Raw genomic sequence first — 25553 nt, 5'->3', positions numbered from 1 at the left:
GTCGCGACCAGGCACGGGGCGCAGCTGGGTCCGAGGTCGCAGCCGAGCGCGGGGGTGCAACCAGGCCTGTGGTCGCCGCCCGGGCGGGGTCAGTGGTGGGCGGACGCGGAGTCGGCGGCCGCCGCGAAGGCGCCGTGGGCCAGGCTGTGCAGCAGGGCGGCCATGCCGTCGCGCTGGAGGCCGGTTCGCTCACCCTGGGCCGGGTTGGGGCCGAGGCTGTGCGGGGTCGAGTTGATCAGGCCGAACACGGCGTGCACGGCGGCCCGGGCCACCGGCTCGGCGCCGGGGTCGGCCAGCGGCGGGTAGGCCTGCCGGACCACGTCCACCCACAGCTCGACGTAGCCGCGCTGGAGCCGGCGGACGGTGCGGCGGTCCTCCTCCTTGAGGTTCAGCAGCTCGCGGTCGTGCAGGGTGATCAGGTCGCGGTCGTCGAGGGCGAACTCGACGTGGCCGCCGATCAGGGCGTCCAGCGCGGCGGCCGGACCGTCGCCGCCGCCCGCCCGACGCCGGCCCTCCTCCAGCAGGCGCTCGCTGATGCCGATCAGCAGATCGGCCAGCATCGCGTCCTTGCCGGCGAAGTGGCGGTAGAGACCCGGGCCGCTGATGCCCACGGCCTTGCCGATCTCGTCCACGCCCACGCCGAGGAAGCCCCGGGCGGCGAACAGTCGCGCGGCCTCCCGGCGGATCTGGTCGCGGCGTGGGAGCGCGGAGGCTGCGGGGACGTTCGGCATGCTGCCCATCGTAGACAGTCGGGTTATCGGCCGTTAACCTGGGCGCGTAAGTTAACGTTAATTAACGTGGGGATCATGGGCGACCCGCACCCGGCCGCCCACCTGGTGCCGAGGGCAAGGGAGCTCTTGGGAATGGTCATCTCAACCGCCGGCGTACCCGCCGGCGTCCATGGCAGCGCAGCGAACGGCGCCCCGGCGGCGCCGAGTGCCGTACCGCCGGGAGCCGCCGCTCCGGCACCCCGGCTCGGCACCTCGGTCGACCCGGGCTCCGAGGCCTTCCGGGCCAACACCGAGGCGCATCAGGCCCTGGTCGCCGAGTTGCGCGGGAAGCTCGACGCGGCGGCCCTCGGTGGGGGCGCCAAGGCCCGCGCCCGCCACACGGCCCGCGGCAAGCTCCTCCCCCGCGACCGCGTGGACACCCTGCTCGACCCGGCCTCGCCCTTCCTGGAGCTGGCCCCGCTGGCCGCCGACGGGATGTACGACGGGGCCGCGCCCGCGGCCGGAGTGATCGCGGGCATCGGCCGGGTCGCCGGCCGCGAGGTGGTGGTGGTCGCCAACGACGCCACTGTCAAGGGCGGCACCTACTACCCGATGACGGTGAAGAAGCACCTGCGCGCCCAGGAGGTCGCGCTGGAGAACCGGCTGCCCTGCGTCTACCTGGTGGACTCCGGCGGCGCCTTCCTCCCCATGCAGGACGAGGTGTTCCCGGACCGCGACCACTTCGGCCGGATCTTCTACAACCAGGCCCGGCTCTCGGCCGCGGGCATCCCGCAGATCGCCGCCGTGCTCGGCTCCTGCACGGCCGGTGGCGCGTACGTCCCGGCGATGAGCGACCAGGCCGTGATCGTCCGCAACCAGGGCACGATCTTCCTGGGCGGGCCGCCGCTGGTGAAGGCCGCCACCGGCGAGGTGGTCACCGCCGAGGAACTGGGCGGCGGCGAGCTGCACTCCCGTACCTCGGGCGTGACGGACCACCTGGCCGAGGACGACACCCACGCCCTCTCCATCGTCCGCACGATCGTGGCCGGGCTCGGCCCGCGCCCGGCCAGGCCGTGGCCGCTCACCCCGGTCGAGCCGCCGGCCGTGGACCCGGCCGGGCTGTACGGCGCCGTGCCGGTCGACCCGCGCACGCCGTACGACGTGCGCGAGGTGATCGCCCGGCTGGTCGACGGCAGCCGGTTCGCCGAGTTCAAGGCCGAGTACGGCGCGACCCTGGTCACCGGCTTCGCCCGGATCCACGGCCACCCCGTCGGCATCGTCGCCAACAACGGTGTGCTGTTCGCCGAGTCGGCCCTCAAGGGCGCCCACTTCATCGAGTTGTGCGACCAGCGCGGCATCCCCCTCCTCTTCCTGCAGAACATCACCGGCTTCATGGTCGGCCGGCAGTACGAGTCGGGCGGCATCGCCAAGCACGGCGCCAAGATGGTGAACGCCGTCGCCTGCACCCGCGTCCCGAAGCTGACCGTGGTGATCGGCGGCTCGTACGGAGCCGGCAACTACTCGATGTGCGGCCGGGCCTACTCGCCCCGCTTCCTGTGGATGTGGCCGGGCGCGAAGATCTCCGTCATGGGCGGGGAGCAGGCGGCCTCCGTCCTCGCCACCGTCCGCCGCGACCAGTTGGAGGCGCACGGCGAGCAGTGGCCGACCGAGGCGGAGGAGGAGTTCAAGCGCCCCGTCCGCGAGCAGTACGAGCGTCAGGGCAACGCCTACTACGCCACCGCACGACTCTGGGACGACGGCGTGATCGACCCGATGGACACCCGCACCGTCGTCGGCCTCGCCCTCACCGCCTGTGCCAACGCCCCGCTCCCGGCGCCCGCGCCCTACGGCGTCTTCCGCATGTGACCCCCTCCTTCCGGGCGTGACTTCGACGGCGCCGGCGCACCGCCCCGGCCGGCGCCGTTCCCGCCCACCGCCACCCTCCACCTCCTTCGTACGGCTCCCCTCGACCCGGAGGAACGCCTCCCATGTTCGACACAGTTCTGGTCGCCAACCGCGGCGAGATCGCCCTCCGGGTGATCCGCACCCTGCGGCGGCTCGGCGTGCGTTCGGTCGCCGTGTTCAGCGACGCGGACGCCGACGCCCCGCACGTCCGCGAGGCGGACGTCGCGGTGCGGCTCGGCCCGGCCGACCGCAGCGACAGCTCCGCCGCCGAGACCTACCTGCGGACCGACCAGATCCTCGCCGCCGCCCGCCGCACCGGCGCCCAGGCCGTTCACCCCGGCTACGGCTTCCTCGCCGAGAACGCCGGCTTCGCCCGCGCCTGCGCCGACGCGGGCCTCGCCTTCATCGGACCTCCTCCCACTGCGGTCGAGCTGATGGGCGACAAGATCAACGCCAAGGAGGCCGTCCGGGCCGCCGGCGTCCCGGTCGTCCCCGGGAGCCAGGCCACCGCGCCCTCCGACGACGAACTCGTCGCGGCCGCCGACGAGATCGGCTACCCGGTGCTGCTCAAGCCGTCCGCCGGCGGCGGCGGCAAGGGCATGCGCCTGGTGCGGGACCCGGCCGAGCTGCCCACCGAGATCGCCGCGGCCCGCCGCGTCGCCCGGACCGCGTTCGGTGACGACACCCTGCTGCTGGAGCGCTGGATCGACCGCCCGCGCCACATCGAGGTGCAGGTGCTCGCCGACGCCCACGGCACCACCGTCCACCTCGGCGAGCGCGAGTGCAGCCTTCAGCGCCGCCATCAGAAACTGATCGAAGAGGCTCCCTCCGTCCTCCTCAACGAGGAGACCCGTGCCGCGATGGGCGCCGCGGCCGTACGCGCCGCGGAGTCCTGCGGCTACACCGGGGCCGGCACCGTGGAGTTCATCGTCCCCGGCATCGACCCGGACTCCCCCGCCCCCGCCGAGGGGGTACGGGACTTCTTCTTCATGGAGATGAACACCCGTCTCCAGGTGGAACACCCCGTCACCGAGCTCGCCATCGCCGTCGGCGCCGACGCGGCCCGCCTCGACCTGGTGGAGTGGCAGCTGCGGATCGCCGCCGGCGAGCGGCTCTCCTTCGGCCAGTCCGACATCTCCTTCCTGGGCCACGCCATCGAGGCCCGTATCTGCGCCGAGGACCCGGAGCGCGACTTCCTGCCCACCGGCGGCCGCATCCTCACCCTGGACGAGCCCCAGGGCGAGGGCGTGCGCGTCGACTCCGGGGTCGCCCCCGGATCCGTCATCACCAGCGCCTACGACCCCATGCTCGCCAAGGTCATCGCGTACGGGCCCGACCGCCCGACCGCGCTGCGCCGGCTCCGTGCCGCGCTGGCCGACACCCGCATCCTGGGCGTCACCACCAACACGGGCTTCCTCCGACGACTGCTCGCACACCCCGACGTCGTCGCCGGCCGACTGGACACCGGCCTGGTGGAACAGACGGCCCAGCAGCAGCCGGCCCTGCTCGCCGCGCCGTACTCCCCGGCCAACGCGGCCCAGGACCACCCCGCGCACCGGACCGACGCCGCTGCGACCGACCCGCTGACGGCCGAACCACCGTCACCTGCCCACCTCCTCTACTACGCGGCCGCGCTGGCACGGCACCTGGACCTCACCCCGCCCGCCGACCCGGACGGCTGGACCGACCCGTTCTCCCTTCCCTCCGGCTGGCGCCTGGGCGGCACCCCCGCCTGGACCACCCACCGACTCCGCACCCCCGGCCAGGATCCGGTGCCGGTGCGCATCCGTTCGATCACTGCGGGCAACGTAACCGACGCCACTGACAATTCCTCCGGCGTCACCCGCGAGGTGGAGCTCCAGCTGGACGGCGGCCCCGTGCACCGCGCCCGGGCGACCCGGTCCGGCGACCGGCTGCACGTCACCGTCGACGGTCTGCAGACGACCTTCACGCTGGCCGTCGACGCCACCCCCGGACTCCCCGCCGGCCCGGTGACCTGGCTCGGCATCGAGGGCGACGCCTGGCCGCTGCACGCCTACGACCCGGTCGTCGAGAGCACCGGCGGCGCCGGCGCGCACCACGGCGCCCTGACCGCCCCGATGCCCGGCACCGTCACCGTCGTCAAGACCACGGCGGGCGAGACGGTCCGCAAGGGCCAGCCCCTGCTCGTCCTGGAGGCCATGAAGATGGAACACGTGATCGCCGCGCCGCACGACGGCGTCGTGACCGAGCTGCGGGCCACCGCCGGCGCCACCGTCGCGATGGAGGAGCTGCTGGTCGTGGTCGCCCCCGCCGAGGAGGGCGGCGCCGAACCGGCCGCCCCGGCGGACGCCGAGGCCCCCGCGGAGGTGCGGTCGTGACCGCCCCCACCCCCGCCCGCGAGCCCGACGCGCTCGACCTGGGCCTGCCGGACCCGGTCCGCGCCCCGGGCCTGCCCGAGCAGGTCCGGATCCACGAGGTCGGAGCGCGCGACGGGCTGCAGAACGAGGGCTCGCTGGTGCCCGTAGAGGTCAAGGCCGAGTTCATCGCCCGGCTCGCGGCCGCCGGGCTGCGCACCGTCGAGGCGACCAGCTTCGTTCACCCGAAATGGGTACCGCAGCTGGCCGACGCCGAGGAGCTGATGCCCCGGCTCGCCGACCTGCCGGAGCGTCACCCCGGCCTGCGACTGCCCGTGCTGGTGCCCAACGAGCGCGGCCTCGACCGGGCGCTCGCCCACCACGCCACCGACATCGCGGTGTTCGCCAGCGCCACCGAGACCTTCGCCCGCCGCAACCTCAACCGCTCGGCGGACGAGGCGATGGAGATGTTCCGCCCGGTCGTCGAGCGGGCCACCGAGGCCGGGGTCCCCGTCCGCGGCTACCTCTCGATGTGCTTCGGCGACCCGTGGGAGGGCCCGGTCCCGGTCTCCCAGGTGGTCGGGTTCGGCGTGCGGCTGCTGGAGATGGGCTGCGCGGAGCTGAGCCTCGGCGACACCATCGGCGTGGCCACCCCGGGCCAGGTCTCCACCCTGCTCGCCGGCTTCGCCCGGGCCGGGGTGCCGGCCGACCGGCTCGCCGTGCACTTCCACGACACCTACGGCCAGGCGCTCAGCAACACCCTGGCGGCGCTGCGCGAGGGCGTCACCACGGTGGACGCCTCCGCCGGCGGCCTGGGCGGCTGCCCGTACGCGAAGAGCGCCACCGGCAACCTGGCCACCGAGGACCTGGTGTGGATGCTGCACGGGCTCGGCATCCGGACCGGGGTCGACCTGCGCGCGCTGGTCGCCACCAGCGGCTGGATGGCCGAGCGCCTCGGCCGCCCGAGCCCGTCCCGCACCGTCCAGGCGCTGCTCGGCGCCTCCCGGGGCTGATCCGCCCCGCGACTCCCCCGGTGCCGGCCGGTCCGCGACCGCAGCCGGCCGGCACCGCGCACCACGTTCATCCCTCAACCGGACCGTACGACCGTCACACCGTCAGACGGACGCCGGTCATCCCGCTTCCGCCCGCGGCCACCCCGGCCGGGCCCCAGGAGGATCACCATGTTCGACCACCGGCTCAGCAGCGAATACGAGGAACTGCGGCGCACCGTCGCCGAGTTCGCCCAGGACGTGGTCGCACCGAAGATCGGCGAGTTCTACGAGCGGGAGGAGTTCCCCTACGAGATCGTCAGCGAGATGGGGCGGATGGGCCTGTTCGGCCTGCCCTTCCCCGAGGAGTACGGCGGCATGGGCGGCGACTACTTCGCCCTCGGCATCGCGCTGGAGGAACTCGCCCGCGTCGACTCCTCGGTGGCGATCACCCTGGAGGCCGCCGTCTCGCTCGGTGCGATGCCGATCTACCGCTTCGGGACGGAGGAGCAGAAGCGCGAGTGGCTGCCCCGCCTGACCTCCGGCGAACTCCTCGGCGCCTTCGGCCTCACCGAGCCCGAGGGCGGCTCGGACGCCGGGGCGACCCGCACCACCGCGCGGTACGACGAGACCACCGACGAGTGGGTCATCAACGGGACCAAGTGCTTCATCACCAACTCCGGCACCGACATCACCGGACTGGTCACCGTCACCGCCCTCACGGAACCGATCGCTCGTTCGAGTGAAGAAGGCGAATTCCGCTCGCCGACGCGCGAAATCTCTTCCATCATCGTTCCCACCGGGACCCCGGGGTTCCAGGTCTCGAAGAAGTACTCGAAGGTCGGGTGGAACGCATCCGACACCCGCGAACTGTCCTTCACCGACTGCCGCGTTCCCGCGGCCAACCTGCTGGGCGAGCGTGGCCGAGGTTACGCCCAGTTCCTGCGGATCCTCGACGAGGGCCGCATCGCGATCGCGGCCCTGGCCACCGGCCTGGCCCAGGGGTGCGTCGACGAGTCCGTCAAGTACGCCGGCGAGCGCCGGGCCTTCGGCCGGCCGATCGGCGCCAACCAGGCCATCCAGTTCAAGCTTGCCGACATGGAGCTGCGCGCCCACACCTCCCGCCTGGCCTGGCGGGACGCCGCCTCCCGGCTGCTGCACGGCGAACCGTTCAAGAAGGAGGCCGCTATCGCGAAGCTGTACTCGTCGGAGGCCGCCGTCGACAACGCCCGCGAGGCGACCCAGATCCACGGCGGGTACGGCTTCATGAACGAGTTCCCGGTCGCGCGGTTCTGGCGCGACTGCAAGATCCTGGAGATCGGGGAGGGCACGTCGGAGGTTCAGCGCATGCTCATCGCCCGGGAGCTCGGCGTCTCGTCCTGAGCGAGCTCGCGGTCAGGGCCTGAGCGACCAGCGCGGTCAGGCCCGGGACGAGCACGCGGTCAGGGCCGGAACGACCGCGCGGTCAGGGGATCACGATCACCGGGCGGTTGGCGCGCCGCGCCAGCCGGCCGGAGACCGAACCGAAGAGCTTGCCGAGCAGGCCGTGCGTGGTGCCGACGACGATCGCGTCGGCGGCGTACTCACGGCCGACCTCCTCGATCTCGTGGCAGATGTCCCCGCCCCGCTCCACCAGGATCCACGGCACCCCGGAAAGGAAGTCCGCGCAGGCGAGTTCCAGACCGAGGACCTCGGTCCGGTGGTCGGGGAGATCGACGAAGACGGGAGGTTCGCAGCCCGCCCAGACCGTGGCGGGCAGGCGGTTGGCGACGTGCACGATCACCAGGCCGCACTGTGAGCGACGCGCCATGCCCACCGCGTAGGCGAGGGCGCGCTCGCTCGACAGGGAGCCGTCGAAGCCGACCACCACACCGTGCTGGAACACCGGGTCGAGCGAGCGCCCGGCCGCCTCCTGGGTGGTCGACTCGGTGGGCAGGTCACCGATCGGGCCGGATGTCTCCGGGCGGTCGCCGCCAGGGCCCGGGCGGCCCGTCACCGGAGGCTCCACAGGGCCGGCCGGGGGCTCGCCACGCCGCTGGCGTGGGCCGGGCCGACCACGTCGGGCGATGTTGCGCACGGCACGCGCGAGGCCTCGGCCGCCGTCCCGGCCCGGGTCCGCACGGCCGTCGTCTCTCCCGGTCCCTGCACCCGTACTGCGGGGCGCGTCCGGTTCCACCGGTCGGGAGAACTCAAAACCAGCCATGGCTCACGGCTCTTCGAGGGAGAGGGGCCGACAGGAGAGGACAACGCTGCCCGGGCAGCAGGCCCGCCCACGGGATGACGTCGGTCTGCGCCGCGCAGCACCGTATGTGACCTGTTCCTTTCAGAGTACGACGGGCGCGTGGCGCCGCCCAGCGGCAAGGCCCCGGAGCGACGTTGTTCCCGCGAAAGGGGGATGCGCCCGCCGGTGGCAGTGCGCCCTGCCCGAAGGCGATCGCGCCCCCTCCAGAAAGGAGGTTCTCTGGAGCTTGACTGAGCGGACCGGGTGACGCAACAGGCCAGCGGAACACCGTGACCGGACTGTCATGGATCGGCGACGATCCGTTGCGGGGCGTCGCGAACTGTCACACCCCACCAGCCCCGTCGGCCCCGACCGGCCCGGCGGGTCCCACCCGCCCAACGCGCCGTGGAACCCGATCCAGCCACTTCGCACGGCTTCGCGACGCTGTTTGGCATTTGCCAAGTGCATAGGCGCGGCCGCTGGCACCATGCTCGGCATGCCCCTGCTCCTGTTCGACCTCGACAACACGCTGCTCCCCAGGGACGCCGCTTTCCGGGCCTGGGCGCAGGAGTTCCTGTCCGAACGCGACCTTCCGCCCGGCGACATCGACTGGTTCGTCACCCTCGACGGTGGCGGCTACGTGCCGCGCAGCACCGTACTGTCCGCCGTCCGGCGCCGCTACGGCCTGGACGTCTCCGCCGAGTTCCTGCTCGCGCACTACCGACACGGCATCAACTCCCACATCCACTGCCCGCCCGGGCACGTCGACGCGCTGCGGGCGGCGCGGGCGGCCGGGTGGACGCTCGGCATCGTCAGCAACGGCGGCACCGGGCCGCAGTTGGAGAAGATCCAGCGGACCGGGCTGGGGCCACTGGTCGACGGGTGGGTCATCTCGGAGGAGGCCGACTGCGTCAAACCGGACCCGCTGATCTTCGAGATAGCGGCCCGGCGGTGCGGCGTCGCGCCCACCGGGGGCTGGACGACGCGCACCTGGATGATCGGCGACCACGCGCCCGCCGACATCGCCGGGGCCGAGCTGGCCGGGCTGCGCAGCGTCTGGCTGCACCACGGCCGCCCCTGGGCCGAGGCCGGCTACCGGCCGACGCTGAAGGCGGCCGGTCTGCCGGAGGCCGTCGGGCAGGTGCTCGCGGCCCGCGGCGCGCCGTCCCCCCGGCCGGGCATCCGCGCGGGCGGTCCGGCCCGACAGCGGTCCGCCGGGATGGCGGCGCGCGCGACGGCGCTCCGCGGCGCGCGGTCCGGCGCACGTCCGATGACGGCCGCCCCGGACAGCCCCTGTGCACCCGTTCCCCTGTTCGCCGGGACGGCCGGCGACGCGGGCCGGGGGACGGGCCCGGGAACGGGTTCGGATGTCCGAAACCGCTCCAGTGAGCTTGCCGTGATCGCCGAAGCGCGCTCGGCGGCGGGCACGGCACCGGGACAAGCCGTGGGATAGCCGTGGGGCAGGCGGGGGGCCGGGCTCAGGTACGGGCTCGGGTGCGGACGGCCGGCCCGGCACCCCGGTGGTGCGCCCAACGGCCGTCCGTACGAGGGGTGATGGAACAGGGGCCGGGTAGCGGCCGTCCGGGAAGCGAACGGCCGTCGGGCGCCGGCGGCCGTAGCCGTCAGCCGGCGGCCGTCAGTCGTCCACGGCTGCGCGGGTCCACCAGCAGGTGCGGGCCTGTTCGGTGAAGCCGAGGGTGCGGTAGAGCGGTTCGCCCTGCGAGGTGGCGACCAGGGTGGCCGGGCGGTCGGGGTGCGCGTGGGCCAGGGCGGTCCGCAGGACGGCGCGCGCCACCCCCTGGCCGCGCTGGTCGGGCAGGGTGGCGACCCAGTACACCCCGGTGGCCCGCCCGTCGTCGAAGGTGAGGCAGGCGCCCGCCGTGACACCGTCGACGCGCCCCAGCCAGGCCCGGCAGCCGGGGTCGCCCAGCAGTTGCTCCGGGAGCGCGCCGCCACGGGTCCAGGGCTGCCGGTTGGGCAGCGGGAAGCCGTCGACGACGGCCCGTTCGACCTGCGCGAAGGTGTCGCCGTCCAGTGCCTCATCGACCGTCAGTGAACCGCCGCCGTACGCCTCGGAGACCGCCGGGAGTACCGCGGTGGCGCCTTCGACCGGGCCGGGCTCCCGGGTCATCACCGGCATGACCGACGTCCGGTCGGCACCGAGGTGGCCCAGGTCGAGCCCGCCGTACGGGTCCTCCACGGTGAAGCGGACGGTCGCCCAGGCGTCCAGGACAGCCACCAACTCCTCTTCCACCGCTGCTGGTTCGGCGTAGGGGCGGGTGACCACGAAGCGGTGCGGGTCGTCCGGGGTCCGGGCGCAGCGGACCGCCGTCCAGCCCCGGCGGGTACTGGACTGCCAACCGTGCGCGCGGGCCTGGGCGAGCCAGAAGGCGGCGGCATTGTCGTTGGCCTGTTCGAGCCGGCTGAGGGTGTTCACAGCAGGACCGTAACGCCGGCTTCCGCACCCCGCTTCCGCCGCCCCGGCCCTGGCCGGATGAAGCCTGGGAGGCGCACGGTGCCGGCTCGTGCGCCCTCTCGTGCACCGCCGATTTTCGGTCAATTTCGCGCGGATCCCTCCTCCTTGGGCAAATCCGCAGCCCAGACCCGCCGACCGGGCGCGCGGAAGCCGGACGCCCCAGGACCGGTCCTGCGACAACCAGCCACCGTTGCACCGGCCCTCTTCCCAGAAGGGTCGACGGGTGCCACGCTTCGTGATCGAATGCATCACGCCAAATTGCCATGTCGACATAGCGTCGGATGGTGAACTTGTCACAACGGCAATGGTCCGCCCGATAGATTTCGATCTTGGCTAGCAGTGCCGCACCACCCACACCACACCACCGAGGGGGCTTGAGCGCCTTGAGCAGGGTGAGCAGGAGCGACGCGGGTCCTGACAGCGGCCAGGCGGTGGCCGGCATCGCGGGTCGGACCGCGAGAAGCACTGGCACCTCCGCGATCGCCGCCACCACCCGCACCTCCGGCACCCCGGGCCACTCGGGCGCCGCCACGCATCCCACGTACCCCGCGGCGCCCGCCCCCGGCGCCGTCGCCGGCCCCTCGGCCGCCTTCGGCGGTGCCGAGCACGGCGGACCGGTCGCCGGCCGAGGCCTCGTCAACCCCGGTCCGCCCTACGGCTCGGAGTACTCCGCCCACTCCGCCTACTCCGGCTACACCGGGGCGCACGGCATCCCCGGCCCGAACGGCACGTCCGGCGGCCCCGGCTTCCCCGGCGGCCCGGCCGGGTCGCTCGGCAGCCTCGCCCTCGGCGCCGCCGGGCACGGGCCGCTCGGCCACGGCGGCGGGGCCGGCGCGAACGGCTCCGCGACCCCGGTGGTGGCGAACGCACCCCGCAAGCTGTCGGGCCGGCGCCGCCGGGAGACCGTCGCGGTGCTGATCTTCGGCGGGGCCCCGATCTTCGAGAGCTCGATCCCGCTCTCCGTCTTCGGGGTCGACCGCCAGGATGCCGGTGTGCCGCGCTACCGGCTGCTGGTCTGCGCCGGCGAGGACGGCCCGCTGGCCACCACCGGCGGCCTGACCCTCTCCGCGCCGTACGGTCTGGAGGCCCTCGCCCGGGCCGGCACGATCGTCGTACCGGCCTGGCGCTCGATCTCGCAGCCCCCGCCGGTCGAGGCGATCACCGCCCTGCGCAAGGCCCACCACGAGGGGGCCCGGATCATCGGACTCTGCACCGGCGCCTTCGTGCTCGCCGCCGCCGGTCTGCTCGACGGCCGCCCGGCGACCACCCACTGGATGTACGCGCCGACGCTGGCCAAGCGGTACCCCCGGGTGCACGTCGACCCGCGAGAACTCTTCGTCGACGACGGCGACGTGCTCACCTCGGCCGGCACCGCCGCCGGCATCGACCTCTGCCTGCACGTGGTGCGCAGCGACCACGGCGCCGAGGCGGCCAACGCGCTGGCCCGCCGTCTGGTGGTGCCGAGCCGTCGCGGCGGCGGTGGACAGGCCCAGTACATCGATCAGTCTTTACCGGAGGAGATCGGCAACGACCCGCTGGCCGAGGTGGTCACCTGGGCGCTGGAGAACCTCAACCAGCAGTTCGACGTCGAGGTGCTGGCGGCGCGCGCCTACATGAGCCGTCGCACCTTCGACCGGCGGTTCCGCACGCTCACCGGCAGCGCGCCGCTGCAGTGGCTGATCACCCAGCGGGTGCTCCAGGCACAGCGGCTGCTGGAGACCTCGGAGTTGTCGGTGGACGACGTCGCCCGCCGGTGCGGGTTCCGTTCGCCGGTGGCACTGCGCGGACACTTCCGCCGTCAGCTCGGGGTGTCCCCGGCCGCGTACCGGACCAGCTACCGGGCGCGCCGGCCCGGGCCGCAGTCGGCCGCGCCGGCCGGTCCGCACGGCGGCGACCTGCGGCTGCCCGGCGCCCTGCCGCACGCGGCGGCGACCGCGGCCGCGGCGGCGAACGGGGTGCCGTTCGGCGGGGCGCACGGCGGGCAGCCGGCGCACCCCGGCATGGCCGGACACCTCGGGCACCCCGGCCAGGGCGTGCCCGGAGCGCCGGTACCGGCCGGGGCTCACGCGCAGCACGGCCAGCACGGCCAGCCGGTGCCGGTCGTGCACGGACAGCCGGGCCCGCACGGTCAGCCCGGTCCGTTCGGTCCGGGACAGGCCGGGGCGCCGGCCACCCAGGCGTTCCACGCCCGCGCCGGGCAGCCGTACCCGCACCAGCCGGCCGGTCAGCCTCCGCACCCCGGGCAGCAGGGTGCGGGGCGCGGTCCGGCGCGGCCGCCGCTGGTGCCGCCGCAGGCCGGGCCGGGGGCGGGGCGTCCGCCACGCACCGCGGAGCACGCGGCGGCCGAGGACGGGCTCCCCCAGCCGGGGGCGCGCGGCCAGGGCCAGGGGCACCGCAGCGCGGGCGAGCGGCCCGCCGACGAGCCGGGCGGCGGGGCGGGCTCCGCCGCGCGCGGTCACGGCGCGGCCGGCGGCCGGGGTGCGGCCCCGTCCCCCGCCGGGCAGCCGGCGGCCGGGGCGGGCGAGCTGCGGGGACGGCAGGCCCGGGTGCCGCAGGTCCGTCCGCAGGGCGGCCGGGCCGGGGCCGCGGACGGTGCCCGTGCGGCGCGCGAGGCCCGTCCGGCCCGCGACGGCCACCCGGCCCGCACCGGCCGGGACGGCGAGCATCCGGACGGTCACGGCGCCCACCCCGGCGCCGACGAGCACCGGGCCGAGGGCCATGCCCCGGCACCCCGCTCGGCTCCACCGGTGCCCGCGGCGCGTGATCGCGCCGTAGGGTGAGTTGCGTGAATGACCGTTTGGTATGGATCGACTGTGAGATGACCGGCCTCGACCTCGACCAGGACGCCCTGGTCGAGGTCGCGGCACTGGTGACGGACTCCGAGCTGAACATCCTCGGCGAGGGTGTCGACGTCATCATCCGCCCGCCGGCGGAGGCGCTGGCGAACATGCCCGAGGTGGTGCGCGCGATGCACACCGCCTCCGGCCTGCTGGACGAGCTGGAGCACGGCGTGACGCTGGCCGAGGCCGAGGCGCGGGTGCTCGCGTACGTGCGAGAGCACGTGCCCGAGGCCGGCCGGACGCCGCTGTGCGGGAACTCGGTGGCCACCGACCGCGGCTTCCTGGCCCGGGACATGCCCGCGCTGGAGAAGCACCTGCACTACCGGATCGTGGACGTCTCCTCGATCAAGGAGCTGGCCCGCCGCTGGTACCCGAAGGCGTACTACAACAGCCCGCAGAAGGGCGGTAACCACCGGGCGCTCGCCGACATCCGCGAGAGCATCGACGAACTGCGGTACTACCGCGAGGCGGTGTTCGTCCCGCAGCCCGGTCCGGACACCGACACCGCGCGTGCCATTGCCGAGAAGTACCAGGCCGCGACGGACTGACCGGCGCGACCACCGGCCCGGCCGGGCCGGTGGGGCACCTCCGCGGGGTTCGCGGGGGTGCCCGCGTTCGCCCGGCGGAAACCCTGGCGCGAGCACCCTCTCGGATCCTGTAGAGTTCTTCCTGTCGGAACGGGAACGCGAGAGCGGGAACGGACCGGACAGATGGTGGGTGTAGCTCAGTTGGTAGAGCACCTGGTTGTGGTCCAGGTGGTCGCGGGTTCGAGTCCCGTCACTCACCCCAGAGCCCGAGGGGCCGATCTCTTCAAGAGGTCGGCCCCTCGGGCGTTTTCGCGTTCCCTCAGTTCTCCGCGCCGCCAGGACGGTTCGGGTTTTCCCCTCGCCTGGCCTGCCGCCCGAAGCTACCGGCTAGTAACATCGTCGCCATGACGACTCCTTCGATCGGCCAGCTGCTCGACTCCACCGTGCCGATGGCGCACACCCTCAAGCTCGAGTACCTGGAGACCACCCCCGAGCGCGCCGTGCTCCGGCTGCCCGACCAGCCCGCGTACCACAACCACGTCGGCGGACCGCACGCCGGCGCCATGTTCACCCTCGCCGAGTCCGCCAGCGGCTGCATCGTGCTCGCCGCCTTCGGCGACCAGCTCTCGCGGGCCGTGCCGCTCGCCGTGAACGCCGAGATCGCGTACAAGAAGCTCGCCATGGGCGATGTCACCGCCACCGCCGTGCTCGGCCGCCCCGCCGCCGAGGTCGTCGCCGAGCTGGACGCCGGCGGCCGCCCCGAGTTCCCGGTCACCGTCGAGATCACCCGGGCCGACGGCGCCGTCACCGGTGTGATGACCGTCACCTGGACCCTGCGCCCCAACTCCTGACCGCCCGGCGGTCGGTGGCCCCGGGGCTCCGGCCCCGGGGCAACTCGCACGATGACTGTCCGTGACGGCGGGCGTGACCTCACACCCCGTCCGCTCGTTCTCAACTCACGTGCGAGCCAATCACGCGAGCAGGCCCCAGGAACCCGCCCCCCGCGGCGTCGCCCGCGCACGACGCACGCCCGGCCGGTGGCTGCCCCGCCCGCGCGCGGTCGCGGCCGGCGGGGCCCTGCTCGCACAGCTCTGGGGCCTCGGCGCCACCGGCGCGTACGCCGCCGCCGACCCGCTGCCGGAACAGGCGAACCCCACCGTCCGACGCACCCTGGGCGGGGGTACCGCAGTCGGTGGGGCGGCGGTCGACGGGACGGGCGCCGGTGAGGCGGTCGGTGGGGCGGCGCACGACGGCCCGGCGCACGACGGAACGTCAGCCGGACCGGGGCACCAGCCAGCCGGACAGACCGCCCACACCCCCGGGCTGGTCGGGGAACTGACCGGCACCGGTGGCGCCCCCGACACCGTCCCCGGCGCCGTCGGCGGAGTCCTCCAGGACCGGATCCGCGCCGGCGGACTGCCCCTGCCGGGCCAGCGGGCGGCCGTCCCCGACGCCTTCGCGATCGCCTCCGGCCTGCTCGGCAGCGTGCCCGCCCAGGCCCACCCCGCCGACACCCGCGCTCCCCGGAACGGCGAACCGGCCGCACCGGCCACCACCCCGCACAGCGGCAGCGGCAGCCGCCCCGGCCACCCGGGCGCCCCCGCACCCACCGCGCGACCGACCGGGGCGGGCGCTGCTCCCCCGGCCCGGGAGAACGCGGCGCGGGACGGGCACGGCGCACCTGGACCGGCCACTGCCTCCGGCCGGGCCGGCGGCACCACCCCCGTACCGGTCGGCACCGGGACGCCGGAAACCCTCGCCCTCAGCGACACGGCCACCGTGACGGCGGTGGACGACGGGGCCGGCAGCACCGCGACGGCTGTCCTCGCCCCCATCGCGGCCGGACTGCTGCTGACCGGCGCGGCCATGTGCAAGCACCGCGGGCTTCCCCGCGGGCACTGATCGGGCGCAGGCCTGAGCGGCTCAGGCCTGCGCGGCCGTCTCCGCAGCCAGGTCCAGCGCCAGCAGCGGGAGTTCCCGGCCGGGGATCGAGCCGGACGGCGTGGAGCCGATCCGGGTGGCACCCATCGCCCGGTAGAACGGCTCCGCGTTCGGGTCGGCGTCGATGAGGAGCCGGCGGAAGCCGAGCCCTTCGGCGTGCTCGCGGACGTGGTCGAGGAGCGCCCGGCCGATGCCGCGGCCGATGTGCTCGGGCTCGACGAAGAGCATGTCCAACGCGCCCTGCGGCGGGGCGCCGACCACCGTGGCGAAGCCCAGCACCCGCTCGCCGTCCTCGGCCACCACCGCGTGGATGCGGCCGATCGTCGCGGCGTCCACGGTCAGTTCGTCGCGGCAGGCGGCCATGAAGGCCTCGTCGTAGCCCCAGTAGGCCTTGGACCGCAGGGCGATCTTGGTGAGCAGCTCCGCCTCGTCCGGTCGTGCCGGTCTGATGTGCATGGCATCCCCTCGGTCGGCGACCACGTCCGGATTCCGGACGGTGGCGGCCATTGTCAGCCGCAACTCGGCGCACCGCCAGCGGATTTGCCGACGGCACGGGGCGGGCGGAGCACGGCGCACCGGAAGGTAGAGGCGCGGGGCAGCGGAAGACGCCCGGGGGCGGGGAAGGGGTGGGGGCCGTGGCGGCGGAGCGCGACGCACCGGTAGGTGAGAGGCGCGGGGGCAGCGGAACACCCGGGCACGGCGGCGGCGAAGTCCGCGACGGGACTGCGAAGCGTGACGCGTCCAGGACGCCCGAGCCCCAGGGGTCAGTGGAAGACGCCCGGGGGCGGTGCTGGGGACGGGGTGGCGGTGGTGTCCGTGGTGGGGGTGGCGCCGGCGGCGAAGTCGGCGAGGGGGCGGCCGTGTTCGACCCGGCCGTGGGCGGCGTCGGAGGCGACCCGGCGGGTGAGGTCGGCGATCGGGAGGGGGGTGTGGGCGGCGGCGAGGACGAGGTTGCCGAAGCGCTTGCCGCGCAGGACGGCGGGGTCGGCGACCAGGCACAGTTCCGGGAAGACCGCGCTCAGGGTGGCGATCTGGGAGCGGGCGAAGGTCAGGGCCGAGCCGTCGGCGATGTTGGCCGTGTACCAGCCGCCGGGAGCGAGGGCGCGGGCGGCGAGGGTGGCGAACTCGACGGTGGTGCAGTGCGCCGGGGTCCGGGCGCCGGAGAAGACGTCGGCGATGACGAGGTCCACGCCGCCCTCGGGGGCGCGTTCCAGCACGCTGCGGGCGTCCGCGCCGCGGACCTTGATCTGCCAGCCGCGTTCCAGCGGGAGTTCGGTGCGGACGAGTTCGGTGAGCGCGGTGTCGATCTCGGCGACCTGCTGCCGGGAGCGGGGCCGGGTGGCCGCGACGTAGCGGGCCAGGGTGAGGGCGCCGCCGCCGAGGTGCAGGACGGTGAGCGGGCGGCCGGGCGGGGCGACCAGGTCGATCAGGTGGCCGAGCCGGCGCTGGTACTCGAAGCCGAGGTGGGTGGGGTCGGCGAGGTCGACCAGGGACTGCGGGGCGCCGTCGATCAGCAGCGACCAGGCGGCCGACCGGTCGCGGTCGGGGCGCAGTTCGGCCAGGCCGGAGCCGACGGGGCGGGTCAGCGGGCCCTGGGCGTGGGTGCGGCCGCCGGGGCCGGTGGCGGTCGGCTCGGCCTCGGCCGCCGTCCGGCCGCGCTCGGCGGCCCGGCCGGTGCTGCGGTCGGCACCACGGGTGGCCCTGCTGCTTCGTCCCATGGCGGCCATTATCGCCGCCGGGCCGCACCACCGGACGGGGCGACCCCGCAGGTCAGCGGTGTCCGCCGCGTGGTCGGCAGCGGCCGCGGCGCCCGTCGAGGGGTCGGCGGCGGCCGCCAGGGCCGCGGGGCGTGCTGGGTGGATCCGGCCGGAGGGGCGGGTCCGGGCACACCGGCCCGGCGGGATCCGCACGGCACGCCCGCTAGAACGGGCCGAGGCCGCCGGCGGTGAGGGTGCAGGCGGCCTCGCACAGGGCGGAGCGCAGGACCCAGGCGTCGGTGGGGCGGCTGGGGCGGGTGGTGCCGGCGGGGGGGATCACCCAGCGCGGGTCGGTGGCGGCGGGCAGCAGGGCGCCGGCCGTACAGGAGCTGCCGGGCAGGTGCCAGCTGTCGCTGGTGCCGGCCGGGACGAGGAAGGCGACGGTGCTGCCGTTGCGGCTCTGCAGCACGGCGCCGCAGGCGCGGCGCAGGCGCAGGATGTCGACCGCCTCCAGGCCGTGGCGCAGGGCGACCGTCACGGTGTCGTAGGTGGTGACCAGGGTGTCCTCGGCCGCCTCGCCGAGGCGGTCGCCGACGCGGTCACCGAGGTGGTCACCCAGCCGGTCACCACGGCGGTCGCCCAGCCGGTGGCCCGGGTGGCGGGCGCCGCAGGGGGCCCGGCCGCCCTCGACCGGGCCCCGGCCGGGGATCCGGTCGTCGGCGGGTTCGGGGAGCAGGGCGGGGGCGGCCGCGGCGAGCACACCTCCGGCGACGGGTCGGTACTGCGGCAGTCCGGTGGCCATCACGGGCCCTCCTGTACCTCGTCGGGTCGGAAGCGATGCCGCCGGGGAGGTGGGGGCCGCCTGGGGGCGGGCGGCGGGCCGGGGCGGCGACCTGGGCTTCCACGTATCAGGACAACGCGGTGCGGGCGGCCCAGGCCACGGGGCGCCTTACAGCAAGGCATGGCATTTCATGGCGGATCTCCGCAACAACGCCCGCTATGTACCGAATTGACCGCACATCGCCCGCACACCGGCTGTGGTCGGTCGGTGACGGCCGGTACTGTCGGTGGCTATGGCAGCCACCCCACCGGCCGAGCCGACCCGCCCGTCCCCCAACACCGTGATGCGCGCGCTGCGCGGCGACCGCTCACCCGGCGAGTTCGCCATGGCCGTGCGCCGGGCCGCCCGCGAGATCGGCGAGCACGTGTCCTGCGACGCCCGGTACGTCGGGCGGGTCGAGTCCGGTGAGATCCGCTGCCCCAACTACGCCTACGAGCGGGTCTTCCGGCACATGTGGCCGGACCGCACGCTCACCGACCTCGGCTTCTCCCCCCGCACCGCCGTCCGCCGCCGCGCAGTGGACGGCCGCGGCGGGAGGGCCGACGCACCCCCGCTCCACCCGGCGTTCCCGTCCGTGCCCGCCCCGCGCTCACCGCTCTCCACTCAACTCCCGTACGCTGCCTCGCCGTACGCGGATCCGGCCGGTCCCGACGGGCCCCCGTGGCCGAGGGCCGGCGCGGTGCCCCGGGGGCCCGATGGATCGCCCTGTCTCGACGAGGAGAACGACGACGTGCGTCGCCGTACGTTCCTGGCCGGCGGCTCGACCGCGCTGGCCACCGTGATCGGCATCGACCGGCCCGCCGCGGCCGTCGCCGACCACGCCACCGGTGGCGCCACCGCCCCGGGCCTGCTCGGCACCGGCGGGTTCGACCCCCGAACGCCCGGTGCCGACGGCTTCGGCACCACCGGCTTCGGCGGCGCCGGGTTCGGCACCGGCGGGATCGTCCCCGGCCGACCCGGGCCGGTACCGCCGCCGCGCCGGGTCGGCTCCGCCGAGGTGCTCGGTGTCGAACAGGCCGTCCGGGACATCCGGCTGGCCGACGACGTCTGCGGCGGCGACACCCTGTTCGAGCTGGCCGGGCAGTCGCTGCGCACCGCGTACGTGCTGCTCAACGAGGGCGAGTACAGCACCGAGACGGAGCGCCGGCTCCAGGCCGGGGCCGGTGAACTCGCCATCTCCGTCGGCTGGTTGGCACACGACTCGAACCGACTCGGGGACGCCCGCTCGCTCTACGCCGAGGCGCTCGCCACCGCCCGGATGGCCGGCGACGCCGCCCTGGAGGCGCACGTCTTCTGCAACAGCGCCTTCCTCGCCCGGGACGCCGGCCGGCCGCGCGAGGCGCTGCGCGCCGCCCAGGCCGGGCAGGCCGCCGCCCGGCAGCTGGACTCCGACCGGCTGCTCGCCCTGCTGGCCATGCGCGAGGCCGGCGGCTGGGCCCTGCTGCGGGACCGCGCCGCCTGTGAACGCGCGCTCGCCCGGGCGTACACGCTGTTCGACCGCGGCCCCGCCGAGGCCGATCCGGAGTGGATGTCCTTCTTCGGCGAGGCCGAGATCGCCGGGCTGCAGTCGCAGTGCTGGTCCGCGCTCGGCGACTGGGACCGCGCCAGCGAGCAGGCCGGGCTGGCCATGGCGCTTCAGGAGCCGCACTTCGTCCGCAACCGGGTGCTGTACACCGCCGAACTGGCCCACGACCGGCTCGGCCGGGGGGACCTGGCGGGTGCGGCGCACCACGGCTCGGCCGCGGTGGCGCTGTTCGGCGAGGTCCGCTCGGCCCGGATCCGGAGCATGCTGGCGGACACCGCCGACCGGCTGCGCCCGCACGCCGCCGTGCCCGAGGTGCGCCGGTTCCTGGCCGGGTACGACCTGGCGGCGGCGGCCTGAGGCCCGGAGCCGCCGGGGTGATCCAACGCCCGACGGGCGGTCAGTGCGCCCAGCCGGCCGTCAGTGCCCGGCGGCCGCCCCCTCCAGGTGGGACAGGTCGTTCCAGACCTCGACGGCCGGGGCGCCGTACTCCCAGGACAGCACGCACAGGGCGGCCGTCCCGAGCTTGAAGCGCTGGGCGAACTCGGGCGGCAGGCCCAGCCAGCGGGCGGTCAGGATGCGCAGCAGGTGGCCGTGGGCGAACAGGACCACGTCCCGGTCGGCGCAGTGCATGACGGTGGTGTCCGGCTCGGGGACGCCGTGCTCCTCGTTGAGCCCGGCCAGGAAGGCGTCCACCCGGGCGGCCACCTCGGAGAGCTTCTCGCCGCCGGGCACGCCGTCGCGCCAGATCAGCCAGCCGGGGTGGTCGGTGGCGCGGATGTCCGGGCCGGTCCGGCCCTCGTACTGCCCGTAGTCCCACTCCAGCAGCTCCGGGCGCTCGACCGCGCGGTCGCCGAAGCCGGCCAGCGCGCAGGTCTCCTTGGCGCGGCCGAGCGGGCTGGTGTAGACCAGCGCGTCCGGCAGCCCGTTCCAGGGGGCCTTGGCCAGCCGGGCGCCGAGCGCCCGGGCCATCGCACGACCCTCCTCGGTCAGCGGGATGTCGGTGCGGCCGGTGTGTCGGCCGGTGGCCGACCATTCGGTCTCGCCGTGGCGGACCAGCACGATTCGGGCGGGCATGGGGGCTCCTCGCAACGGGGCGGTGGCAACGGTCGGTCTCACCCTTGAGCACCGGGTTCCATGATCCCCCACCCGGACGGCGGACACGATCCCGGGCCGTGGCACGCCCCGGGGTCGGGCGGTCGGCGGGCGGCTGTCGGGTGGTTCAGGCCGGAAGAAGCCGGTCCGCACCGCATTGTCGGACCCGGGTGCGACACTGGGCCGCACCATGAACGTCTCGACGAACGTCCCGTCCAACGGGCACGCTGAGCCGCTCGCCCAGCGGCTCGCCGAGCTGCGCGGTCCGGCGCCGCAGCGCAGCCTGAACGCCCGTTCCCTCGCCGCGCTCGCGGCCAATCCGGGCTGCCACCGCCGCGCCGTGCTCGACGCGGCCGGGGTGGACAAGTCCGCGCTGGCCGCCCGGCTGGGCCGCCCCGCGCCCTTCGGGCAGTCCCCGTTCGCGATCGCCCGCGGCGTGATCTTCGAGTCCCGGCTGAAGGCGGACGACTACGCCGCGCTGCTGGAGCCGCTGCGCCGCCACCTCGGTGTCCCGGTGGACGGCGACGCCCCGCTCCAGGTGCCGGACCTGCTGCGCCGCTCCGGCCCCGCCGTCCGGGCCGACCGGACGGCCGAGGCGCTGGCGCGGGCGGCCGCCGACCCGGCTGCCTGGACGCTGCTGGACCACCCGCTGCTGCGCCTGGAGGTGGCCGGCAGCACCGCCTACCTGGAGCCGGACGCGGTCGTGGTGCACGGCGGGCGGTGCACGGTGGTCGAGATCAAGTCCTTCCCGGTGCTGGACGGCAGCGCGGACCCGGCCAAGGTCGGCGCCGCCGCCCGCCAGGCCGCCGTGTACGTGCTGGCGCTCCAGCAGGCGGCCGCCGCACGGGCCGGTCGACCGGTCGCGGCGGACCCGTACACCGAGCAGGCGCTGCCGGGCAGCCCCCGGCTGAGCGTGCTGCTGGTCTGCCCGAAGGACTTCGGCAACCGGCCGACCGCGGTCGCCGTGGACGTCCGCCGCGAGCTGGCCACCACCCGCCGCCAGCTGAGCCGGATGACCGGCATCGGCCGGCTGCTGGACGCGCTGCCGCCCGGGGCCGACTTCGACCTGGCGCCCACGGAGGACGGCGCGCCGGTCCGCTCCGCCGGGGAGCTGGCCGCCTCGGTGGCGGCGGTGCCCGCCGCGTACAGCCCGGACTGCCTGTCGACCTGCGAGCTCGGCTTCCACTGCCGCGCCCAGGCCCGCTGCGGCGACCGGGTGGAGCAGCTGGGCCGGGGCGTCCGCGGCGAGCTGGGCAGCATCCGGACGGTGACCGAGGCGCTGGCCGCCGCAACCACCGGCACCGGGCCGGACGAGGCGGCCGAGCGGCTGGCCTACGCGGCGGCGCTGCGGGCCGAGGCGCTCGGGCGGGTCCCGGCGGGGGCTGCCCCGGTCCCGGCAGGGGCTGTCGTGGTCCCGGCGGAGGCTGTCCCGCTCCCGGCGGGGGCCGCCGGATGAGTCTGCTGACGACGCTCGCGCGGCTGGAGGCCGTCCGCAGCGGGCGGGCCGAGCCGCTGGCCACCGTGCGGCACCGGCACCTGTCCGACCGGCCGATGGTGGTCGTCCCGCTGACCGCCGCCGGTGAGTCCGGCGCGCCGCTGGCCGTCATGCTGGGCACCGACCGGGACACCCCCCGGCTGCACCTGGTGCCGCAGCCGCTCAACCGCACCCTGCGGTTCGACTTCCTGGCCGCACTGGCCGCTGATCTACTGCCCTACCTGGAGTCCTTCGCCACCGACGTGGTGCAGATCGAGGGCTCCGAGAAGGACCCGGAGACCGGCGAGAAGACCCAGGTGCTGCGCGAGCTGTGCGCCGACGCGCCGCAGCTGATCGTGCCGAACGGCGGTGGCGTGCACCACCTCGCGCTGCTCGGCCGCTCCACCCGGTTCCGCCGCACGATCGAGGACGACGAGCCGGGCCCGTACCCGGCGCCGGTGCGGGTGCCGCTGCTCGGCCGCTGGCTGACCCACCTCACCGACCGGGCCCAGGTGCCAGGTTCGAGCCTGCTGCTGCCGATGACCGGCCTGCTGGCCCGGCACTGGGCCACCGGCCAGAGCCACCTGGAGGACCAGCACCTGGCCGCCCAGCTGGCCTGGCACGCCCCGCCGCCCGGGCTGACCGCCGCCGAGGCGACCGAGCGCGCCGAGTCCGCCCGCGACGAGCGGGGGCAGCTGCTGCACCCGCCGGCCGGTCCGGCCACCGATCCACGGTTCGACGAGTTCGTACTGGGCCCGGCGATCGCCCGCTACGACGCCGCCACCGCCGCCCTGCTGCACGGCGTCGAGCAGCGGGACGAGCCGGCCGCCGAGCGCGCCCGGCAGGCCGTCCGGAAGGCCGTCGAGCAGCTGCGCGAGGTGCTGACGGCCGTGCTGCTGCCCACCTGGCACGACGTCTGGCACGGCCTGGACCTGCTGCGGGCGCTGCCGCCCGCCGGGCACCTGGAGGAGCGCTGGACCGGCGACCGCTGGTCGTACACCGGCCACCGGGACCGCCTGGCGGCCGGCGAGCCGCCGCAGCCCCGGCAGGACGACGCCGTCACCGCTGCCCGCAAGCTGGCCCAGCGCGAGCGCGAGCAGGCCCGGCTGGACGTCCAGGAGGCGCTGGACGATCCGCTGGCGATGGCCGAGCACCGGCTGGCCGGCGAGGCGTTCAGCGGGGTGGTGACCGAGGTGGTGCCGGACTGGGACACCTCCGGCCGCTCCCCCAAGCCGCGCCCGCTGGTCACCCTGCGCACCGACGACCGCCCGCACGCCGACCTCGGCCGGGAGGCGCACCGGGTATGGGGGTCCCCCCGGCCGGAGGGCGGGGGAGGCCCGAGCGCGCAGAAGGCCGAGATCGTGGCGGTCGACCCGGAGCGGGGCAGCATCACGCTGCGGATCCTCTCCGGCATGGGCCGCAAGAAGGAGCCGGAACCGGGCAGCCTGCCCGAGCCCGGCGAGCCGGTCCTCTTCACCCTGTTCGAGTTGACGGTGCGCCAGTCCGCGCCGCTGCCCGAGCCGGACGACACCCCGTGGACGCACGGCGGCCCGCCCGGCTCCGCGCCGCCCGGGTCCGCCGGATCCGCCGCATCCGCCGCCGAGGAGTGGGAGTGATGGCCGAGTTGAGCAGCGAGCAGGACCCGGGCGCGGCCGCCGACGCCGCGGTGGCCCGGATCCTGGCGGCGACGGTGCACCCGCCGGCCGGCGCCCCGCGCGGCGTGGTGGTGGACTCCCCGCCCGGCGCCGGGAAGTCCACCCTGGTGGTGCGGGCCGCCCGGGAGCTGGTGGCCTCCGGCGAGCGGCTGATGATCGTCGCCCAGACCAACGGCCAGGTGGACGACCTGGTGGGCCGACTGGCCGAGAAGGCTCCGGAGTTGACGATCGGCCGGCTGCACGCGACGGACTCCCGGCCGGGCCCGGAGGTGCTGCGGCACGCCAATGTCACGCCCTCCGACAAGGTCTCCGACCTGGTCGAGCACGACGTGGTGGTCTCCACCTCCGCCAAGTGGCAGTGGGTGCGGGCCGAGGCCCCGTGGCGGCACGCGATCGTCGACGAGGCGTACCAGATGCGCTCGGACGCGCTGCTCGCGGTGGCCCGGCTGTTCGAGCGGGCGCTGTTCGTCGGCGACCCGGGCCAGCTGGACCCGTTCACGGTGGTCGGCACCGAGCAGTGGGCGGGGCTGTCCTACGACCCGTCGAGCAGCGCCGTGGTCACCATGCTGGCGCACAACCCGCAGATCGAGCCGCACCGGCTGCCGGTCTCCTGGCGGCTGCCGGCCAGCGCCGCGCCGCTGATCTCGCAGGCGTTCTACCCGTACACGCCGTTCCGATCCGGCACCGGGCCGGACGACCGCCGGCTGACCGCCGCCGTCCGGCCGGACGGCTCGGCACTGGACGCGGTGATCGACCGGGCCGCCGAGCACGGCTGGGCGCTACTGGAGCTGCCCGCCCGGCACACCGTGCGGACCGACCCGCAGGCGGTGGCGGCGGTCGCGGCGGCCGTCCGCCGGCTGCTGGAGCGCGGCATCACCGCGCACTCGGAGCAGGGCGAGGCGCCGCTGACCGCGGACCGGATCGCGGTCGGCACCGCCCACCGGGACCAGGCCGCGGCCGTCCGGGCGGCCCTGCTCAAGGCGGGCGTCCCGGTCGACCAGGCGGCGGGGCCGGCGGTCACGGTGGACACCGCCAACCGGCTTCAGGGCCGCGAGTACGACGTCACCGTGGTGCTGCACCCGCTCTCCGGGCGGCCGGACGCCACCGCCTTCCATCTGGAGACCGGCCGGCTCTGCGTGCTCGCCTCCCGCCACCGGCACGCCTGCATCGTGGTGGCCCGGGCCGGGATCGCCGAGCTGCTGGACGACCATCCGTCCACCGAGCCGGTGCAGCTGGGTGTCCCGGTGGCCTTCCCGGACGGCTGGGAGGCCAACCACCAGGTGCTGCACCACCTGTCCGGCCACCGGGTCCACCTGCGGTAGCG

At 75.4% G+C, this 25553-nt stretch carries 19 protein-coding genes, 1 tRNA gene and 1 pseudogene; 14 read left to right on the top strand and 7 right to left on the bottom strand.

The window, feature by feature from the left end; translation table 11 throughout:
* Window positions 1-89: 89 nt before the first annotated feature.
* Window positions 90-731 carry an SACE_7040 family transcriptional regulator gene (locus ABTY15_RS03095; protein WP_350575037.1) on the bottom strand — a complete coding sequence of 214 codons (642 nt, stop codon included), beginning with the start codon at window positions 729-731 and terminating at the stop codon, window positions 90-92.
* A 132-nt stretch (window positions 732-863) separates the two neighbouring features.
* Between ABTY15_RS03095 and ABTY15_RS03090 the strand changes: the two genes are divergently transcribed.
* The 4 genes from ABTY15_RS03090 to ABTY15_RS03075 all read left to right on the top strand — a co-directional run bounded on the left by ABTY15_RS03090 (window position 864) and on the right by ABTY15_RS03075 (window position 7323).
* On the top strand, window positions 864-2576 hold the full coding sequence (locus ABTY15_RS03090; protein WP_350575034.1) for a carboxyl transferase domain-containing protein: 1713 nt from the start codon (window positions 864-866) through the stop codon (window positions 2574-2576).
* 122 nt (window positions 2577-2698) lie between these two features.
* Window positions 2699-4975, top strand: coding sequence for an ATP-binding protein (locus ABTY15_RS03085; RefSeq protein WP_350575031.1), 2277 nt, complete (start codon window positions 2699-2701; stop codon window positions 4973-4975).
* Complete coding sequence (locus tag ABTY15_RS03080) at window positions 4972-5964, top strand: hydroxymethylglutaryl-CoA lyase (protein ID WP_502893407.1); 993 nt, start codon at window positions 4972-4974, stop codon at window positions 5962-5964. Before ABTY15_RS03085 ends, ABTY15_RS03080 begins: the two co-directional genes overlap by 4 nt.
* Before the next feature lie 168 nt (window positions 5965-6132).
* Window positions 6133-7323 (top strand): acyl-CoA dehydrogenase family protein, encoded by a 1191-nt coding sequence (locus ABTY15_RS03075; RefSeq protein WP_350575027.1) that lies wholly within the window; start codon window positions 6133-6135, stop codon window positions 7321-7323.
* Window positions 7324-7405: 82 nt separating this feature from the next.
* On the opposite strand, the gene ABTY15_RS03070 is transcribed toward ABTY15_RS03075, so the two are convergent.
* Window positions 7406-7885, bottom strand: coding sequence for a universal stress protein (locus ABTY15_RS03070; RefSeq protein WP_350575076.1), 480 nt, complete (start codon window positions 7883-7885; stop codon window positions 7406-7408).
* A gap of 772 nt (window positions 7886-8657) precedes the next feature.
* On the opposite strand from ABTY15_RS03070, the gene ABTY15_RS03065 reads away from it, so the two are divergent.
* Window positions 8658-9614: an HAD family hydrolase gene (locus ABTY15_RS03065; RefSeq protein WP_350575023.1), complete on the top strand. Its 957-nt coding sequence runs from the start codon at window positions 8658-8660 to the stop codon at window positions 9612-9614.
* Window positions 9615-9797: 183 nt separating this feature from the next.
* Here ABTY15_RS03065 and ABTY15_RS03060 read toward each other — a convergent pair whose 3' ends face one another.
* Window positions 9798-10598, bottom strand: a complete 801-nt coding sequence (locus ABTY15_RS03060; protein WP_350575020.1) for a GNAT family N-acetyltransferase — start codon at window positions 10596-10598, stop codon at window positions 9798-9800.
* Window positions 10599-11491: 893 nt separating this feature from the next.
* Here ABTY15_RS03060 and ABTY15_RS03055 point away from each other — a divergent pair.
* The 5 genes and pseudogenes from ABTY15_RS03055 to ABTY15_RS03035 all read left to right on the top strand — a co-directional run.
* Window positions 11492-12490: pseudogene (locus tag ABTY15_RS03055) on the top strand (helix-turn-helix domain-containing protein); the annotation flags it as partial.
* 932 nt (window positions 12491-13422) lie between these two features.
* Window positions 13423-14025, top strand: a complete 603-nt coding sequence (gene orn / locus ABTY15_RS03050) for an oligoribonuclease (protein WP_350575018.1) — start codon at window positions 13423-13425, stop codon at window positions 14023-14025.
* Between the two features lie 165 nt (window positions 14026-14190).
* Window positions 14191-14266, top strand: a tRNA-His gene (locus ABTY15_RS03045).
* A 142-nt stretch (window positions 14267-14408) separates the two neighbouring features.
* Window positions 14409-14855 carry a DUF4442 domain-containing protein gene (locus tag ABTY15_RS03040; RefSeq protein ID WP_196948999.1) on the top strand — a complete coding sequence of 149 codons (447 nt, stop codon included), beginning with the start codon at window positions 14409-14411 and terminating at the stop codon, window positions 14853-14855.
* A 109-nt stretch (window positions 14856-14964) separates the two neighbouring features.
* Entirely contained in the window at window positions 14965-15906 is a 942-nt protein-coding gene (locus tag ABTY15_RS03035; protein ID WP_350575015.1) for a hypothetical protein, read from the top strand.
* A gap of 21 nt (window positions 15907-15927) precedes the next feature.
* Here the strand turns inward: ABTY15_RS03035 and ABTY15_RS03030 are convergent, their stop codons facing one another.
* The 3 genes from ABTY15_RS03030 to ABTY15_RS03020 all read right to left on the bottom strand — a co-directional run bounded on the left by ABTY15_RS03030 (window position 15928) and on the right by ABTY15_RS03020 (window position 18444).
* The gene (locus ABTY15_RS03030) at window positions 15928-16401 is read right to left on the bottom strand and encodes a GNAT family N-acetyltransferase (protein ID WP_350575012.1); all 474 of its coding nucleotides are present in this window, start codon (window positions 16399-16401) and stop codon (window positions 15928-15930) included.
* Window positions 16402-16709: 308 nt separating this feature from the next.
* A complete protein-coding gene (locus ABTY15_RS03025) occupies window positions 16710-17663 on the bottom strand; it encodes a spermidine synthase (protein WP_502893406.1) in 954 nt (317 codons plus the stop codon).
* A 202-nt stretch (window positions 17664-17865) separates the two neighbouring features.
* Window positions 17866-18444, bottom strand: a complete 579-nt coding sequence (locus tag ABTY15_RS03020; protein WP_350575007.1) for a hypothetical protein — start codon at window positions 18442-18444, stop codon at window positions 17866-17868.
* A 271-nt stretch (window positions 18445-18715) separates the two neighbouring features.
* Here ABTY15_RS03020 and ABTY15_RS03015 point away from each other — a divergent pair, with 271 nt between their 5' ends.
* Window positions 18716-20365: an NsdA family TPR-like regulatory protein gene (locus tag ABTY15_RS03015; protein ID WP_350575004.1), complete on the top strand. Its 1650-nt coding sequence runs from the start codon at window positions 18716-18718 to the stop codon at window positions 20363-20365.
* Window positions 20366-20425: 60 nt separating this feature from the next.
* Here the strand turns inward: ABTY15_RS03015 and ABTY15_RS03010 are convergent, their stop codons facing one another.
* Window positions 20426-21082, bottom strand: a complete 657-nt coding sequence (locus ABTY15_RS03010; RefSeq protein ID WP_350575002.1) for a histidine phosphatase family protein — start codon at window positions 21080-21082, stop codon at window positions 20426-20428.
* Between the two features lie 208 nt (window positions 21083-21290).
* Here ABTY15_RS03010 and ABTY15_RS03005 point away from each other — a divergent pair, with 208 nt between their 5' ends.
* From ABTY15_RS03005 to ABTY15_RS02995, 3 genes are read left to right on the top strand one after another with little or no spacing between them, the layout of a single operon-like run.
* Window positions 21291-22556, top strand: a complete 1266-nt coding sequence (locus ABTY15_RS03005) for a hypothetical protein (RefSeq protein ID WP_350574999.1) — start codon at window positions 21291-21293, stop codon at window positions 22554-22556.
* Complete coding sequence (locus ABTY15_RS03000; RefSeq protein ID WP_350574996.1) at window positions 22553-24190, top strand: ATP synthase subunit B family protein; 1638 nt, start codon at window positions 22553-22555, stop codon at window positions 24188-24190. Before ABTY15_RS03005 ends, ABTY15_RS03000 begins: the two co-directional genes overlap by 4 nt.
* Window positions 24190-25551, top strand: a complete 1362-nt coding sequence (locus ABTY15_RS02995) for an AAA domain-containing protein (protein WP_350574993.1) — start codon at window positions 24190-24192, stop codon at window positions 25549-25551. Before ABTY15_RS03000 ends, ABTY15_RS02995 begins: the two co-directional genes overlap by 1 nt.
* Window positions 25552-25553: the final 2 nt, after the last annotated feature.

The organism is Kitasatospora sp. NPDC097643 (assembly GCF_040302625.1).
In the GTDB taxonomy this organism is placed as follows: Bacteria; Actinomycetota; Actinomycetes; order Streptomycetales; family Streptomycetaceae; genus Kitasatospora.
Note: the sequence above shows the minus strand (reverse complement) of the source record. Positions and strands in the feature narration are given on the sequence as shown.